The sequence below is a fragment of the Spirosoma aureum genome (assembly GCF_011604685.1).
GTDB lineage: Bacteria > Bacteroidota > Bacteroidia > Cytophagales > Spirosomataceae > Spirosoma > Spirosoma aureum.
Map to the genome: position 1 here is coordinate 400,967 of NZ_CP050063.1, position 15,104 is coordinate 416,070.

The 15,104-nt window shown below is 46.4% G+C and carries 15 protein-coding genes; 8 read left to right on the forward strand and 7 right to left on the reverse strand.

The features are described from left to right. Positions 1–11 precede the first annotated feature (11 nt). From G8759_RS01665 to G8759_RS01695, 7 genes are all read left to right on the forward strand, one after another. Positions 12–482, forward strand: coding sequence for a hypothetical protein (locus tag G8759_RS01665; RefSeq protein ID WP_167204617.1), 471 nt, complete (start codon positions 12–14; stop codon positions 480–482). A 77-nt stretch (positions 483–559) separates the two neighbouring features. Beyond that, positions 560–1,801 carry a serpin family protein gene (locus G8759_RS01670; RefSeq protein WP_167204619.1) on the forward strand — a complete coding sequence of 414 codons (1,242 nt, stop codon included), beginning with the start codon at positions 560–562 and terminating at the stop codon, positions 1,799–1,801. Further along, a complete protein-coding gene (locus tag G8759_RS01675; RefSeq protein WP_167204622.1) occupies positions 1,798–2,247 on the forward strand; it encodes an META domain-containing protein in 450 nt (149 codons plus the stop codon). Before G8759_RS01670 ends, G8759_RS01675 begins: the two co-directional genes overlap by 4 nt. After that, positions 2,244–2,663, forward strand: coding sequence for a hypothetical protein (locus G8759_RS01680; protein WP_167204624.1), 420 nt, complete (start codon positions 2,244–2,246; stop codon positions 2,661–2,663). The genes G8759_RS01675 and G8759_RS01680 overlap by 4 nt, the downstream gene beginning before the upstream one ends. A gap of 200 nt (positions 2,664–2,863) precedes the next feature. Then, positions 2,864–4,138 (forward strand): LVIVD repeat-containing protein, encoded by a 1,275-nt coding sequence (locus G8759_RS01685; protein ID WP_167204626.1) that lies wholly within the window; start codon positions 2,864–2,866, stop codon positions 4,136–4,138. Positions 4,139–4,154: 16 nt separating this feature from the next. Next, entirely contained in the window at positions 4,155–4,733 is a 579-nt protein-coding gene (locus tag G8759_RS01690; RefSeq protein WP_167204628.1) for a hypothetical protein, read from the forward strand. Between the two features lie 273 nt (positions 4,734–5,006). Further along, on the forward strand, positions 5,007–5,393 hold the full coding sequence (locus tag G8759_RS01695; protein WP_167204630.1) for a hypothetical protein: 387 nt from the start codon (positions 5,007–5,009) through the stop codon (positions 5,391–5,393). Between the two features lie 80 nt (positions 5,394–5,473). Here the strand turns inward: G8759_RS01695 and typA are convergent, their stop codons facing one another. Beyond that, positions 5,474–7,288 carry a translational GTPase TypA gene (gene typA / locus G8759_RS01700; protein WP_167204632.1) on the reverse strand — a complete coding sequence of 605 codons (1,815 nt, stop codon included), beginning with the start codon at positions 7,286–7,288 and terminating at the stop codon, positions 5,474–5,476. A gap of 218 nt (positions 7,289–7,506) precedes the next feature. Further along, the gene (locus G8759_RS01705) at positions 7,507–7,713 is read right to left on the reverse strand and encodes a hypothetical protein (protein WP_167204634.1); all 207 of its coding nucleotides are present in this window, start codon (positions 7,711–7,713) and stop codon (positions 7,507–7,509) included. An 81-nt stretch (positions 7,714–7,794) separates the two neighbouring features. Between G8759_RS01705 and G8759_RS01710 the strand changes: the two genes are divergently transcribed. Beyond that, a complete protein-coding gene (locus tag G8759_RS01710; protein WP_167204636.1) occupies positions 7,795–8,214 on the forward strand; it encodes a gamma-glutamylcyclotransferase family protein in 420 nt (139 codons plus the stop codon). 69 nt (positions 8,215–8,283) lie between these two features. On the opposite strand, the gene G8759_RS01715 is transcribed toward G8759_RS01710, so the two are convergent. The 5 genes from G8759_RS01715 to G8759_RS01735 all read right to left on the reverse strand — a co-directional run bounded on the left by G8759_RS01715 (position 8,284) and on the right by G8759_RS01735 (position 15,072). Next, positions 8,284–8,598: a neuropeptide-like protein 29 gene (locus tag G8759_RS01715; RefSeq protein ID WP_167204101.1), complete on the reverse strand. Its 315-nt coding sequence runs from the start codon at positions 8,596–8,598 to the stop codon at positions 8,284–8,286. Between the two features lie 64 nt (positions 8,599–8,662). After that, positions 8,663–9,097, reverse strand: a complete 435-nt coding sequence (locus G8759_RS35645) for a hypothetical protein (protein WP_197933076.1) — start codon at positions 9,095–9,097, stop codon at positions 8,663–8,665. Between the two features lie 152 nt (positions 9,098–9,249). Then, positions 9,250–10,104: a dienelactone hydrolase family protein gene (locus G8759_RS01725; RefSeq protein ID WP_167204638.1), complete on the reverse strand. Its 855-nt coding sequence runs from the start codon at positions 10,102–10,104 to the stop codon at positions 9,250–9,252. A 133-nt stretch (positions 10,105–10,237) separates the two neighbouring features. Then, entirely contained in the window at positions 10,238–11,518 is a 1,281-nt protein-coding gene (locus G8759_RS01730) for a metallophosphoesterase (protein ID WP_167204640.1), read from the reverse strand. 119 nt (positions 11,519–11,637) lie between these two features. After that, positions 11,638–15,072: an efflux RND transporter permease subunit gene (locus G8759_RS01735; protein WP_167204642.1), complete on the reverse strand. Its 3,435-nt coding sequence runs from the start codon at positions 15,070–15,072 to the stop codon at positions 11,638–11,640. Positions 15,073–15,104: the final 32 nt, after the last annotated feature.

Here is a 15,104-nt window from a genome sequence, read left to right on the forward strand (position 1 = left end):
AGCATACGACTATGAAACTTCGCATCATCAACATAGTGCTCTTGGCGGTTCTCGGCGGTTGTACGAGCATTTCTCCGCAAACGGAGCAGGTAGCCGATGACCTGACGATTCGTACGGGAACATCATTCGGGATGTGTGTGGGCTATTGCGTATCTGATTATGATCTCAGTGGCACATCAGTCACACTAACGCGCAAAGAATCGAGCAGGGTACCGAAAAATCCAGCCAAAACCTGTCAGACTACAATTAGTCAGGCTGACTGGAATGCCCTGAAAGCGCTGGCAAATGTGGATAACTTCAATAAACAGCCCGAACGAATTGGGTGCCCCGACTGCGCTGATGGGGGAGCCGAGTACATAGAACTTCAGGTTGGCGATTCGAAACACCGGGTTACATTTGAGTATAACAGTACAATTCCGGGGTTTGAACCGCTTGTGGAGGCTTTAAGAGCCCAGCGAAATGCATTTAAAGAGTGTAACTAATAATCAAAGGCGGATTTTGCTTTACAACTGGCCACTGTAGGGCAAAAACGCATTCCTTAAACCAATCATTATGTGTTATGAAAACGACCCTTTTTTCAAGTTTGGCTACCGTTATAACTGGTGTTTTAGTAACGGCCGTTAGTTGCACGAACAGCGTTGTTTCTCCTTCGCCTGATGCACCAACTGGCGATCTGCGCGTATCAGCTCCTTTCGCCAATCAGACTACGCAGTTTGCTTTCGATCTGGCGAAACGGGTAAATACACAGGAAGGACAGACTAAAAACGTTTTTATCTCTCCACTAAGCCTTCATATCGCACTCGGCATGATTTTGAACGGTGCGAATGGGCAGACAGCCCAGGAGATTCAGAAAACCTTGAATCTGGATGCGCAGACATTGGCAGAAGCCAACAAAACGTATCAGAATTTAATGGAAAATCTGCCCATTGTCGATCCGAAAGTAACCGTTTCCCTAGCGAACTCCGTCTGGTATAGAAATACGTTTCAGGTAGCAACCTCTTTTCAGGATGTACTGAAACAGGAATTTAAGGCTGAAGTTTCGGCGCAGAATTTTGATGATCCGGGTACAGTTGGTAAAATCAATGCCTGGGCCAGCGAGAAAACGAATGGTCGAATTCCTAAAGTGATTGATCAGATTCAGCCTGATAACGTTATGTTTCTGCTGAATGCGCTTTATTTTAAAGGTGACTGGAAAACTCAGTTTAAGCCCGAACAGACTATCGATGCGCCTTTCAAGCTGGCGTCGGGTGGCGAAACAACAGTACGCATGATGCGGCTGAACAGCACAATACGTCAGGCTTTTCGACAATCGTATTCGGCGTTTGAACTGCCTTATGGCGATGATAAATACGCCATGACGGTTCTGCTACCTGCCGAATCCAGTACTGCGGATAATTTATTGCAAAATTTCAGCGGCTCAGATTGGACTCAGCTCCAGAAGGATATGGCGGCAGGCGTGCTGGATTTGGGACTACCAAAGTTTACGCTGACCTATGAAGTCAAATTAAACAGTGTTCTGAGTGGTATGGGAATGCCTACGGCCTTCACCGATCATGCTGATTTTACAAAAATGAACGCAAACGGTGGCTTAACGCTCAGCTTTGTGAAGCAGAATACGTTTGTTGCTGTTGATGAGAAAGGTACGGAAGCGGCTGCCGTTACAACAGGAGGCATTTCAACAACGTCAATGCCAATGCCAAAGCTCTGTGATCGACCATTTGTGTTTGTTATTCATGAAAAAACCTCAGGAACTGTGTTATTTGTTGGAAAAATTGCGGATCCAACAAAAACGAATTCATGAAAAACGGCTTGATCATCTCCCTGCTCATTCTTGTCATAACCATTGGATGTGGCAAACGGGAGACTGAAGTTGCTCCATTATTGGCAAATTTGGTTGGCACCTGGAAGCTGATCGAACCCGATTCTTCCTACGCCATCACGTTGCAGTTTGCTTATGATACGAGAAACCCGCCCATTGATATTACACCTTATTTAGCAAGCGGAAAATCATCGGTCAATGAGTATTCAGCACGCATGTTTGCCACCATTGATGGCACCATGCAGATCAATGAAGTGGTAAGTACGGAAAAGGCTGGTTCGCCCGCAGCGATGCAGTTCGAGCAGGACTACTTTGCTAACCTAAAGACGGTTGCTCGTTTCGAGTCACCAACCGAAACGCAGCTTCGTCTTTATCACGGAGGACCGAAGCCGGGTGTTTTAGTCTATAAAAAAGTCCTGACCCCATGAATCGCTTACGATTTGTCTTTTCTTCGCTTGTTGTCATAGCGCTGGTATTCAGTTGTTCGGAGCAACCCGTCTGTGGATGCGTGTTTCCAGAATCGCCATTAAAAGGCGACTGGAGCCTGACAAAAATAACGTATGGACTAACCCAGAAGACAGTCACACCAGCCGAAGCGGGTTATACCGAAACGATTTCGTTTGTTAATGGTAGCTATAAGCAGAGCAGAAATGGGATTCCTGTTCAAACCAGTTCTTATACGTATGCATTTCCGAATGGTGGCATTAGTGATGGCTTGATTTATTATCAGATCGATACAACACAGCAAGCTTTTCGGTTATCGGAAAACAAATTATTTCTGTCGGAACGCAGCCCAAAGGGCGTTGTCATTGCTGACGGAGCAACGTATGAATATAGTCGATAATCGGTGGCCAGTAGCCGATAATATCCATGATTTATAGCAATTTCTAACTGGCAAATCTTGACTAAGTATTGCTAACTTTTTGTGTAAGATCAATATTACCCGGCCGTAATCAGGACAGCCGGGTAATTTTATTTATCGAGTACACCAACGCTTTCAATACGTTGAGGGTCTTGCAATTAAAACCTCAACTCTTTAAGCCTATGAAAGCGAATCGTTTACTTTTCCTGTTCGTGCTGTCCATTTTTGCGTTAACAGGTTGCACGGACAAATGCGAAGAAACCCGCACATTTAAACGCTTTACACCCGTTACGCTTACCCTGCGCCAGGTTCGCGAGGGTGTTCGTGTCGAAGACGCCCGAACTTTACAGAACCCTGGCAAGATTTATACTAAAGACGGTTATTTGTTCATCAACGAGATTAAAGAAGGAATTCATCTCATTGATAACAGAAATCCTGCATCGCCAGAGCCGGTAGCATTCCTGCGCATTCCGGGGAATGGCGATATGGCTGTCCGAAACAATATCCTCTACGCCGATAGCTATATGGATCTGGTTGCCTTTGATATCAGCGATCCAACCCACCCCCAGGAGGTGAGTCGTGTAGAGTCTATTTTCTCCAGCGGACAGTTTGAGGGTGGTTCGTGGAGTGTCAATCCACAAACCGTTATGTTAAGCGACCAACGGGTCGACTACGTAACAGAAACTGTTAAAACCGATTGTGATGCCGTAGGGCAGTGGGCGAACAATTGTCCAAACTGTTTTGTCTTTGATGCGTTAAGTAGTGGATCAAAAAGTCCAGCAGCTCCAAATACCAACGGGACAGCCGGCTCGATGGCACGATTTGCTCTCTACGACAATTTTCTGTATACGGTAAGTCAATCTGATATGCAGTTGTTCAACATTCAGAACGCGGCTAAACCAACACCTCGTAGCCGCATTTCGATGGGCTGGGGCATAGAAACCATTTTCCCGTATAAGGATAAATTGTTTATCGGCTCCCAGACGGGCATGCATATTTATGATAATGCGAACCCGACCAATCCTGTCCATTTATCAACGTTTCAGCACGCAAGGGTATGCGACCCGGTTGTGGTTCACGATAACATTGCCTATGTGACCCTGCGTGATGGGACACAATGTGGTGGTTTTACCAATCAATTAGACGTTGTCGACATAACCAGTCTAACGAATCCACGTCTGCTTAAAAGTTATCCGATGCAGAATCCACATGGCCTGGGCATTGACTTTCCCAACCTTTTTATCTGCGAAGGAGTACACGGCTTAAAAACGTTCGATGCACAATCGGCTCTGGATATCAAACAACGGGAGCATCTGACCGGCATGAATGCCTACGACGTCATTCCTCTTGACAAAACACTGCTCATGATCGGTCGCGACGGACTCTACCAATTCGACTATACGAATCCGGCTCAGCTGCGGCAGATCAGCAAAATTGCGGTTAACCGGCCTTACTAAATCGCATTTTGCTACCATGAAAAAGATACTACTTATGCTGTTGGGGCTAGTGCCTACACTAGTCGCTGGGCAAACTGAGCGATTCAAGCCTGTTTTTACAAATATGACGGAGCTCGGTGCTTCTTTTGGGCAGGTTCGATATGGTATACAAGCTGCTGAATCGGTGTCGAAGCGCGTTAATCTCACCGCTCAGTCATTCAACGGCATTCAGTTACGGCCACGCTTAGCTATTGGCAGTACGATCGGGGTTGACTGGTATAATTCGGCATTGCTCATCCCCGTGTGCGCTGGTGTCCGATATGACCTTGCCCGGCCGGGGCAGAAAAACCTTCGGGTGTTCTCCAGCTTCGATACAGGTTGGGGATTTACCTGGTTGAATGAAGATCCCAGCGGCTATAAAACAACGGGCGGCTGGGTGATTTCGCCGGGTATTGGCTTTCGGGTTGGAAAGCCAACCAGCGCCAATTTCATTATGTCATTGAGCTATAAACGTCAGGAAGCAGAGGCCGATAAACCGCTTTTCTGGAATGAACTCGCCAAACATGAAACGCGGGTATACAATCGAATGACCGTTCGATTAGGAATTAGTTTTTAAGGATGACCAAATGACTAATTTGCGTCTCACTATATACCATTCACACAGATGGCCTAACAATTCGTGCATCTGCTGTGTTATAGGTTCCGGTCTCTGAGTTCAATTTCGTTGATTTATAGGGGCTATTAGTGGAACAGGATCTATTTTTCCAGTGCAATTCTGCTTCAGGAAAATATTTTCAGGTGGTTACAACGGTTCAATATGTTTTATTGTCTTAAACCTTGATGGGTGTTCGCAATCAAACGATAAGCTAACGAACTAAAGAGAAGAACTATGGAGTCTGTATACTGGCATTCACATCAGCAGGAAAATTGGGACGTTCTTCCCTCTGAACCTAAACAACAGGCAACAGGTGGCTTATCGCGTGGCTTTGGTGGGCAGTTTCCGGATTCTATGGCCAGTGAGGTAGCGGTGTTAGAACCGACGGTGTTTACAAGTGAAAATCAACTTTTGAGTGATATAAAAAACGTTATGAGAAAAATGGCCATGATTGTAGTTGGGATAACGCTCTTTGTAGCAGGTTATCGCCACACTCACCGACAGACCGCATATGTTACCGCACAAGCCGCCTTATCGAATTCTGGTTATGCTACAACACCCAAAGTTGTTCCAGATAATATCAAACAGACTGTTGCCTTTCGATTAGTGCAACCTCTTTAGGAAATAACCAATACTAAAAAAGCCTCTCAGAAAATTCTGAGAGGCTTTTTTAGTATCAAGCTAGTTAAGTTCAACCCAGACTAGGCCATGGCGAACTTGTTTTGATTGCGTTTGCGCTCGTTCTCATCCAGGTAGATTTTACGAATTCGCATCGCCTTTGGCGTTACTTCCAGGTATTCATCCTTCTGGATGTATTCCATCGATTCTTCGAGAGAAAACGAGATTTTCGGAGCAATCTTAACGTTATTATCCGAACCAGAGGCCCGCATGTTGGTCAATTGCTTTGCCGTTTGCACGTTTACAACGATATCGTTCTGGCGGTTATGTTCGCCAATTACCTGGCCTGTATAAATTTCGTCGCCGGGTTCAACAAAGAAAGAGCCCCGATCCTGAAGTTTATCAATTGAGTAAGCCGTAGCAACACCGCTGGTCATTGAAATCAGCGAGCCGTTTATCCGCTCAGGAATTGCACCTTTATACGGCTGATATTCTTTGAAACGGTGGCTCATGACAGCTTCACCAAATGTAGAAGTCAATACGTTCGAGCGCAGACCGATCAACCCACGTGACGGAATTTCAAACTCCAGATGTTGCAAATCGCCTTTCGGTTCCATGATCAGCAGTTCACCCTTCCGTTGCGTAGCCAGTTCGATTACTTTACCAGCAGTTTCTTCCGGTACATCGACAACAAGGGTCTCAACGGGTTCCAGTTTCTGACCGTTCTCATCTTCCTTGTAAAGAACCTGTGGCTGACCAACCTGCAATTCGTATCCTTCACGACGCATTGTTTCGATTAATACCGACAAGTGAAGAATGCCGCGACCATATACCAGGAATCGGTCTTCGCTATCGGTTGCCTCGACGCGCAGAGCCAGGTTTTTTTCGATTTCCTTGTAAAGCCGGTCGCGCAGGTGACGAGAGGTCACAAACTTTCCTTCCCTACCAAAGAATGGCGAGTTATTGATCGTGAACAACATGTTCATGGTCGGCTCATCCACCGAAATCCGAGCAAGTGCCTCGGGCGTATCAGCATCAGTCAGTGTATCTCCGATCTCAAACTCTTCAATACCCGTAACCGCACAGATGTCACCACACTGAACCTCCGAAACTTTGAGTTTACCTAACCCTTCGAAAGTGTGTAATTCTTTTATTTTTACTTTCTTGATCGATCCATCTGACTTTACAAGGGCCATATTGGCACCTTCTTTCAGCGTTCCACGGTGTACGCGGCCGATAGCGATCCGACCAACGAAAGCCGAATAATCGAGTGACGTAACCTGCATCTGCGGCAGACCTTCTCTGATAGGAGCCGACGGAATGTGTTCAACAATCGTATCGAGCAGATATGTGATGTTATCGGTTGGTGTTTTCCAGTCCGGTCCCATCCACCCCTGTTTCGACGAACCGTAAACAGTTGGGAAGTCGAGCTGATCTTCCGTGGCACCCAGGTTAAACATCAGGTCGAATACCTGTTCGTGTACTTCGTCAGGGCGGCAGTTTTCTTTATCAACTTTGTTGATAATGACGATGGGTTTCAGCCCTAATGAGAGCGCTTTACCTAACACAAAGCGTGTTTGCGGCATGGCACCTTCAAAGGCATCCACCAACAGACAAACGCCATCGGCCATTTTAAGAACGCGCTCAACTTCACCGCCGAAGTCACTGTGGCCCGGTGTGTCGATAATGTTGATTTTAACGTCTTTATAGCGAACCGATACGTTTTTAGAAACGATGGTAATACCCCGTTCCCGTTCCAGGTCGTTATTGTCTAAGATCAGGTCCCCAAATTCCTGATTATCCCGAAAGAGCTTAGACGCATGAATAATTTTATCAACCAGGGTAGTTTTACCGTGGTCGACGTGGGCGATGATTGCTATGTTGCGAATTGCTTGCATACAGTCCTGAACTGATAGTCTTCTGATTATCCTGATGAACTATGATCGATCCAGATCAGCGTAATCATAACAATCACACGAATCACAGTCCAGACAGTTAATTTTGCCGCAAAGATACGAATTTTTACGCTGAAACACAGAATTTTACAACTAATAAAACGAAAAAAGGCCCAAGGGAGGGCCTAACTATAATATAAATCCTATTTCTTAACAATTGCTTAATGATTCGGGCAACCACAGGGGTTTTTCTTTCGAAATAATCCGGTGTTAAACAGGCCTCCACGTTTGGGTTTATAGCCTTTACGCTTTCGCCCAATGGCCGTTGTTTCGGTGGTATTCTTACTGGCAACAGCCATTGTTTCGATAGGCACCTCAAGCAATATCAGTGACACGGCGGTCAGTAAAAGTATTTTCGTCTTTTTCATAGCCTCAACCTGTTTTGTCCATAACGCAAATTTGGCGCTCTTAGTCGCAATTATGGCTAAAAATCTATTATTTAGCTTATTATGAGCGATACGTCTACTTTTCTGTTCGTGTATGGTACACTGCGACCAACTTTTGACAACGCATTTTCCCAATATCTTCGGCAACGTGCCCACTACATGGGCGACGGCTGGTTTCCGGGTCAGCTTCTCGATCTGGGAAGTTATCCGGGTGCTGTTTATGACCGAAGCAGCACAGCAACAGTACGGGGAACCGTGTATGATATCCGTAAAAACAGCGAAACAGTGCTTACGTATCTGGACTATTATGAAGGAGTTGGATCAGAATTTGAATCACCAACCGAATATGTTCGGGCCATTGTTCCTGTCCGCTGTAAAGGCACTCTCATTGACTGCTGGGTATACCTGTATAATCACCCGTCAGACGATAAGCCGCTCATCGAATCAGGTGATTATAGCCACTTTTTAAACCAGTCGAGGTAAGATTCGATAGAAATATAAAAATCCCGGCACTCGACAGTACCGGGATTTTTTATTGCTGGTTGATAGCGACTACCTCGGACCTCTGGCGCGTCCTCCGCCCCGATAACCACCACCATTATTTCCATAACCCTGACGGGCGTTCGGGCTATTGTAGTAACGTGGTCCTGAATAACGCGGGCGCACTACCACCGGTGGCCTTACCACTACTGGTGGGCGATAGTAGCCATAGGGTCGGTATCCATAACCATAAGGACTATAACCATAACCATAATAAGGACGAGGGCCATAGCCAACTCCTGTATTTACATAAGCGGGGCCACAGCTTGCCATCAGAACAACCAGTAAACCAGCCATTAGGATAGGCATTAATTTGATAGTTTTCATGATTTCTGTTCACTGTTTATTTGTTGAACCATCTATTAACCGTTTGGTTTGAGGTCGACTCCGTTTACCAACGCCGTCTACCGTAACCACCACGCCAGGCTCGGTGCCCGTAACCGTACCCATAATTTGCATAGGGACGGACAACAATCGGCGGTGCTACAACGACCGGGGGAGCAAGTACAACCCGTGGCGGAACAATTACGACCGGAGGCTGCACTGACGGATAAGGCCGACCATACTGGTCATATTGACCATATGGGTTTGGGTAATTCGGGTTATAGCCATTTCCATTAGGATAGTTCTGACCATAGCCATTTGGGTAATTGGGATTCGGATAATTCTGACCATATCCATTACCGTACCCATTCGGGTAGTTCGGATTATAACCATTATTCGGATACGTTTGACCGTAACCAGGCCCATATCCCTGTCCGAAACTAACAGTAGCTACTCCCAACAAAAGACCAGCTACCAATGCACTCCATTTTGTCGTTTTCATCGCCATGGTGGGCTTTCACCCGATTTGTAAGTTAGACAGACCTACACCCATTGCGTTTAATTAAAACGTAGATATTGTGGTTAAAGTTTTATTAAAAAGGCCTGATCATAGTACTACGATCAGGCCTTTTTAATAAAACTCGACTGAGTGAATTACGCTTTTAACTTCCCTTTCAGGTAGCTTAATGCCAGTTTGTAGGCATCGGCAGCCGCTTCTTTATTGTAAACCGGATTACTTGGGTTAGCAAAACCATGACCTGCATCATACATTTTCACCGTAACTTTTTCGCCCGCTTTTCCCATGTTTTCTTCAAACATCTTTACCGATTCTGGTGTAATGCCTTTGTCCTGGCTACCAAAGATACCCAACACGTCCGTTTCAAGCGTTTTCAGCTTCTCTACGTCCTGTTCAGGGCGACCATAGTACATGACGCAGCCTTTAGCCTGCTTGCCTTCCAGAATAGCCGATTGCAGCGACAGCATACCCCCGAAACACCAGCCTACGCTGGCAAATTCAGCTTTGGGACCTGCATAGGCAATGGCCCCTTTCATGATACTGCCTATCCGATCTTTATTAGCTGCCTGCATCAATTTACCTGCTTCTGCAGGTTCGGTCGCAACCTTCCCATCATACATATCAACTGCCAGGACATTTACATCCTTAAGATCGTTGTAGAACGTTTCAGACTGCTGCTTGATGTTGTCATTGAGTCCCCACCATTCCTGATACACTAACAACCACTTATCTGATGGCTTTTTGGCTTTCAACAAAAAACCATTGGCCGACTGACCGTCGGGAGTCGAAAATTTGACCATCTCGCCAGCACCCGTGTAGGTAAAGGGTAGGGGAGCTTCATGCAGGCGCTGAAAAGCGGGATCAGCCGCCATTGCCGACATGTCATTTCCACTGGTATGGCAAAGTGGAATTTTCGTCTCTTCCTGCTTTGGAGTTAGCCAGGAAACAAGCGACATAAAAAACGAAAGACCGGTTATGAAAACGATTTTCATGAGTGTTTGGTGATAATTAGTTTAGTAGATTAAGGTAACTGACTGAGTAAGGCATTAGTTAGGCTGATCCATAAAAAATGGGTAAGCTGTCTGCTTTGCGCACACAAGTTACCCATTTTTCACGTTCACCGGATTAAGCCTTTATTAACTCAAAAATTGTGATTTCCGGCAAAATACCGACTCTGCCCGGATAACCGATGTAGCCATACCCCCGGTTAACATACAACCGTTGATTACCTTCCTGGTATAACCCAGCCCATTGTTTATAAAAATACTGCGCCGGGCTCCATTTTACATCGCCAAGATCTACGCCAAACTGGGCTCCGTGGGTATGCCCACTAAATTGTACGTCGATATCCGGGTATTTTGGCCGAACCTCAGCATCCCAATGCGTCGGATCATGCGACAAAAGAAGTTTTACCGGATATTCTTCGGTACCCTGATAGGCTTTTGCCAGATTACCTGCCCGTAAGGCCGCCGGACCGAAACCAAGGTTCTGTACACCAATGAGGGCAAGTTTATCGCCGTTCATATCCAGAATCTTATTTTCATCCATCATAATATTCCAGCCCATCTGTTTGTGGGCGGCAACCACATTCATAACGTTCTGCCGTTCGGCCTGGGCGCTCGGCCACTGCACATATTTGCCATAATCATGATTGCCAAGGGTCGAATAAACACCCAACGGAGCTTTCAGCTTATCAAATACGTCGATATAACTATTCACCTCTTCGGCATGGCTATTGACCAGATCACCCGTAAAAAAGATAATATCGGGTTTCTGCCCGAGGAGCATCTCAACGCCCCCCCGCACGGCTGTTTTATTGAAGAAACTTCCCGAATGAATATCCGAAATCTGGGCGATAGTCATGCCATTGAACCCTGAGGGTAGGTTTTTCAGCGGGAGCTTGACGCGACGAATACGATAATCATGTGCCCCAGACAAAATACCCCATGTAAAACCGACCAGCGGAATTGTTCCAACAACCAGAGCTGTTTTCATCAGGAATTCCGAACGGGGAATTGCATCGGTGGCTGGTAAAGTCTTGGTGGTCGTATCCTCAACTGCCTCACGAACTTCTGGCTTGTAGAATAGGGAGACTATCCACCGGAAAAATCGCCCGATGTCGTCAATGAAAATGATTAATACGGCAAAAATTTTCGAGAAATACGGAATGGCGATCGTTGCCCACAGAAATGTACGGGTATTTCGGCTAATGGAGTCAGGCGGCAGAAACTGCATGACAACATATAATAGAATTGATATAGCCGTAAAGCCCCAGTAGATGAGTGCAATTGTTCGTTGGGTGCTTTCGCTCGCCGATCGGCTTAGCGTTTTGATCGCCTGATAGACGTACGTATCAATGAGCAATAAAATTGCCGGCAGAATAAAAAATAAGGCTGTACGGTTCATTGGGGGCTCTTATGGATGTATGGCAAACGCATGGTTCGTTGCAATAGTTTAAAAACAGAAAAACAGCAGGGAGCACGGTATTAACGTTGTGCTCACTGCTGTTTTTCTGCTTACCAATCCTAAACTAATTCTTCTTCAAGTTGCTTTCTGCGCTCCAGGGCAGGATCTTTCTTACCAAACCACTTCATCCGGATTCGCTCGTTCACCCAGTACATACACGGTACAATGACCAGTGTCAACACGGTTGAGAACGTCAGACCATAGATGATTGTCCAGGCTAGAATATTCCAGAATACAGAGCTATCGCCACCAATAACCATGTGTGGGTCGAAATCACGGAAGAGCGTAACGAAGTCGATAGTCAGACCAAAAGCCAGCGGAATCAGTCCCAGTACGGCAGCCGAAGCTGTCAGCAATACGGGCGTCAAACGAATACCGCCCGCTTCAATGATCGCTTCGCGCAGTGGAACACCCCGACCACGTAACTCCTCAATGAACTCAATGAGCAGAATACCGTTTTTCACCACAATACCGGCCAGAGCAATGATACCAACCCCGGACATGATAACTGAGAACGTTTTCCCGGTAATGATGAAGCCCAGTAATACACCAATCAGCGACAACAGAATCGTCGTGAAAATGATCAATGGCTTTACCACTGAGTTAAACTGCGTTGCCAGAATCAGATAGATCAACAGAATAGCGATACCGAATGCAGAAACCAGGAAGTTCATCGACTCCTGCTGGTCTTCCTGTTCACCACCCATTTTGATGGTATAGCCATTTGGCACTTCCATATCATTCACAAGCTGCTGAATCTCAGCTACAATCTCATTGGCGTTGTAGCCTGTCACCACATCAGAACTTAAGGTAACGATACGCTGCTGGTTCTTGCGGTTAATTTGGCTAAACGTTGTCGAATAGCTGATATTGGCTACAGATGTAATCGGAACCTGCCGCAATTGCCCGCCCGTTACCATGTCGCGATACACAATATTCAGGCTTAGCAGTCGGTCAATCTGACTCCGGTCATCGGGTTTCAAGCGAACCATAATCGGGTATTCGTCCTTCGCATCCCGGAACTTCGATACTTCCAGGCCGAACAACGCTGTCCGGATGGCCATCGCTATTTGCGCCGATGAAATACCTTCCCGTTCCGCTTTGTCGCGATCGATGTCGATAACGATTTCGGGTTTATTCGTAATCAGATCGGATTTGAGTTGATCGATTCCCTTAATGCCAGACTTACTGATCTTTTGGCGTACCTGTTTTTCCAGTGCACTCAATTCGGCAAAATCATCGCCCGCAATTTCAATGGCAATGGGTTTACCCGTTGGCGGACCGTTGGCTTCGCGTTCTACCGAAATTTCGCTACCGGGTAAGCCTTTCATGGCAACCCGCACTTTGGCCAGCAGCGAATCGGTAGAGATTCCTTTTCGTTCTTCGTTCCCTTTAAACGCAATCGTCACTTTCGATTTTTGCGGAGTGGCCGATCGGTCAGGATTTGAGGGGTCGCCCGCGTTTTTACCGACGTTCGAGATCACGGAGTTCACCACATCAGTAGCGTTATTATCAGCGAGAACTTTAAATACCCGCTTTTCGATCACTCTGGTCACCGAATCCGTGACGCGTGCGTCAGTACCGACAGGCATTACATTATAAACGTAAATATAGTCGGGCTCTCCACTCGGGAAAAAGATAACTTTAGGCTGGGCAATTCCCGTAATAAAGAACGTCAGAATCAGCAGACTAAAGGCTGCCAGAATCGCGATTACAGGCCTCCAACCGGTTAAAATCCATGAAATCAGGCGACGGTATCCATTCTTCAGACCCGGTAGCAACCGCTCCTGGAAAGGAAGAATCAATCTGGGGGTCAATACGTAATGGTTAAACACGTAGAGGATAATGAACAACAGAAACAAGTTTCCGATACCCCGGTCGATCACGTAGCCAATGCCCGCCAGCACCGTCATGATAATGAGCGGACGCTTGATTTCATCAAAGCTCTGTTTGTCTTCGTGATTATCGTCTTCATGCCGTTTCATGAATGTTACGGCAAAAACCGGATTGATCACATAAGCCACAAACAACGAAGCAAACAAGGTTAAAATAAGCGTCAGAGGAAGAAACTTCATGAATTCGCCCACAATACCTGGCCAGAATAGCAGCGGGAAAAACGGCGCAATTGTCGTCAGAGTCCCAGAGAACACCGGTACAAATACCTCACCAGCGGCCGCTTTTACGGCCTGTTTGATGTTCCAGTCTTTGTTTTCGTTAAAGAGTCGGTGGGAGTTTTCGATAACCACAATGGCATCATCGACCACCAGACCCAACCCAAGCAGGAACGCAAATAAAACAATGGTATTCAGGGTGAAAGCCGTTCCAACAACGGGCCCAACCACTGGCATAACCACAAACGCTACCAACGCCGACAGAGGTACTGATAAGCCAATAAAAACGGCATCGCGAACCCCCATAAAGAACATGAGGATCAATACCACGAAGATGAAACCTAACACAACGGTATTGATCAGATCATTGACATTTTCGCGGGTTGGTTCCGATGAATCAGCGGTGACCTTCACATCAAGACCCTGAGGAAAACGCGTGTCCCGGTATTCTTCAATGGTTTTTTCAATATTATCGGCTGCCGACAACAGGTTAGCTCCCGAGCGCTTGATAACGTTCAGAGTAATAACCGACTTGTTGTTCAGACGGGCAAAATCCTGTTGCTCTTCGAAATTGTCCCGTACTTCGGCAATATCACCAAGCCGCACGGTTGCGCCCGTTGCCGTCCGGATTTGAAGGTTCTGAAGTTGATCTACATCCGTAAATTCACCCTTTACCCGCACTGTCCGGCGAACACCATCGACGTTCAGTTCGCCACCTGATACGTTAATATTTTCGCCCTGAACGGCCTGCTGAATATCCGTGAATGCCAGACCCGCCGACTGCATCCGGGGAAGGTCGACATTGATCTGAATCTCACGCGTCAACGCACCTACGATGTCCACACGCCGAATTTCAGGCATAGCTTCAATAGCGTCCTGTAAATCTTCGGCATATTCTTTGAGTTGCTTCAGCGAGAAATTACCGGCCATGTTGATGTTCATGATCGGAAACTCGGAGAAGTTCACATCCTGTGCTGTCGGGCCAGAGTCGAGTTTTTGCGGGAGATCAGGTTTCGCTTTGTCGATGGCATCACGAACACGCTGTAGGGCTTCGGCGGTTTGCACATCCGGATTGAATTCAACCAGTATGACCGATACGTCCTGCAAGGCATTCGATTTGATCCGCTTCACGCCCGAAATGGACTTCAATTGCTTCTCTATCTGCTTGTTGATTGTATTTTCGATATCGGCAGGAGCCGTTCCTACGTACACCGTATTGATGTACACCTGCGGCACTTTGATATCCGGGAACTGCTCCTTCGGCAGATTATTATACACAAACAACCCACCGAGTGTAATCAGGAAGGTGAAAATGTAAATCGCCGTTCGGTTCTCCACGCACCAGTTGGTGAATCCGAGGGTTTTATAATGTTCAAATTTCATAAAAAAATGAGTTTTTAGTTTCCAGTTATATG

Coding starts and splice junctions, on each gene's coding strand:
- G8759_RS01665 (WP_167204617.1), top strand. CDS start 12: ATGAAACTTCGCATCATCAACATAGTGCTCTTGGCGGTTCTCGGCGGT.
- G8759_RS01670 (WP_167204619.1), top strand. CDS start 560: ATGAAAACGACCCTTTTTTCAAGTTTGGCTACCGTTATAACTGGTGTT.
- G8759_RS01675 (WP_167204622.1), top strand. CDS start 1,798: ATGAAAAACGGCTTGATCATCTCCCTGCTCATTCTTGTCATAACCATT.
- G8759_RS01680 (WP_167204624.1), top strand. CDS start 2,244: ATGAATCGCTTACGATTTGTCTTTTCTTCGCTTGTTGTCATAGCGCTG.
- G8759_RS01685 (WP_167204626.1), top strand. CDS start 2,864: ATGAAAGCGAATCGTTTACTTTTCCTGTTCGTGCTGTCCATTTTTGCG.
- G8759_RS01690 (WP_167204628.1), top strand. CDS start 4,155: ATGAAAAAGATACTACTTATGCTGTTGGGGCTAGTGCCTACACTAGTC.
- G8759_RS01695 (WP_167204630.1), top strand. CDS start 5,007: ATGGAGTCTGTATACTGGCATTCACATCAGCAGGAAAATTGGGACGTT.
- typA (WP_167204632.1), bottom strand. CDS start 7,288: ATGCAAGCAATTCGCAACATAGCAATCATCGCCCACGTCGACCACGGT.
- G8759_RS01705 (WP_167204634.1), bottom strand. CDS start 7,713: ATGAAAAAGACGAAAATACTTTTACTGACCGCCGTGTCACTGATATTG.
- G8759_RS01710 (WP_167204636.1), top strand. CDS start 7,795: ATGAGCGATACGTCTACTTTTCTGTTCGTGTATGGTACACTGCGACCA.
- G8759_RS01715 (WP_167204101.1), bottom strand. CDS start 8,598: ATGAAAACTATCAAATTAATGCCTATCCTAATGGCTGGTTTACTGGTT.
- G8759_RS35645 (WP_197933076.1), bottom strand. CDS start 9,097: ATGAAAACGACAAAATGGAGTGCATTGGTAGCTGGTCTTTTGTTGGGA.
- G8759_RS01725 (WP_167204638.1), bottom strand. CDS start 10,104: ATGAAAATCGTTTTCATAACCGGTCTTTCGTTTTTTATGTCGCTTGTT.
- G8759_RS01730 (WP_167204640.1), bottom strand. CDS start 11,518: ATGAACCGTACAGCCTTATTTTTTATTCTGCCGGCAATTTTATTGCTC.
- G8759_RS01735 (WP_167204642.1), bottom strand. CDS start 15,072: ATGAAATTTGAACATTATAAAACCCTCGGATTCACCAACTGGTGCGTG.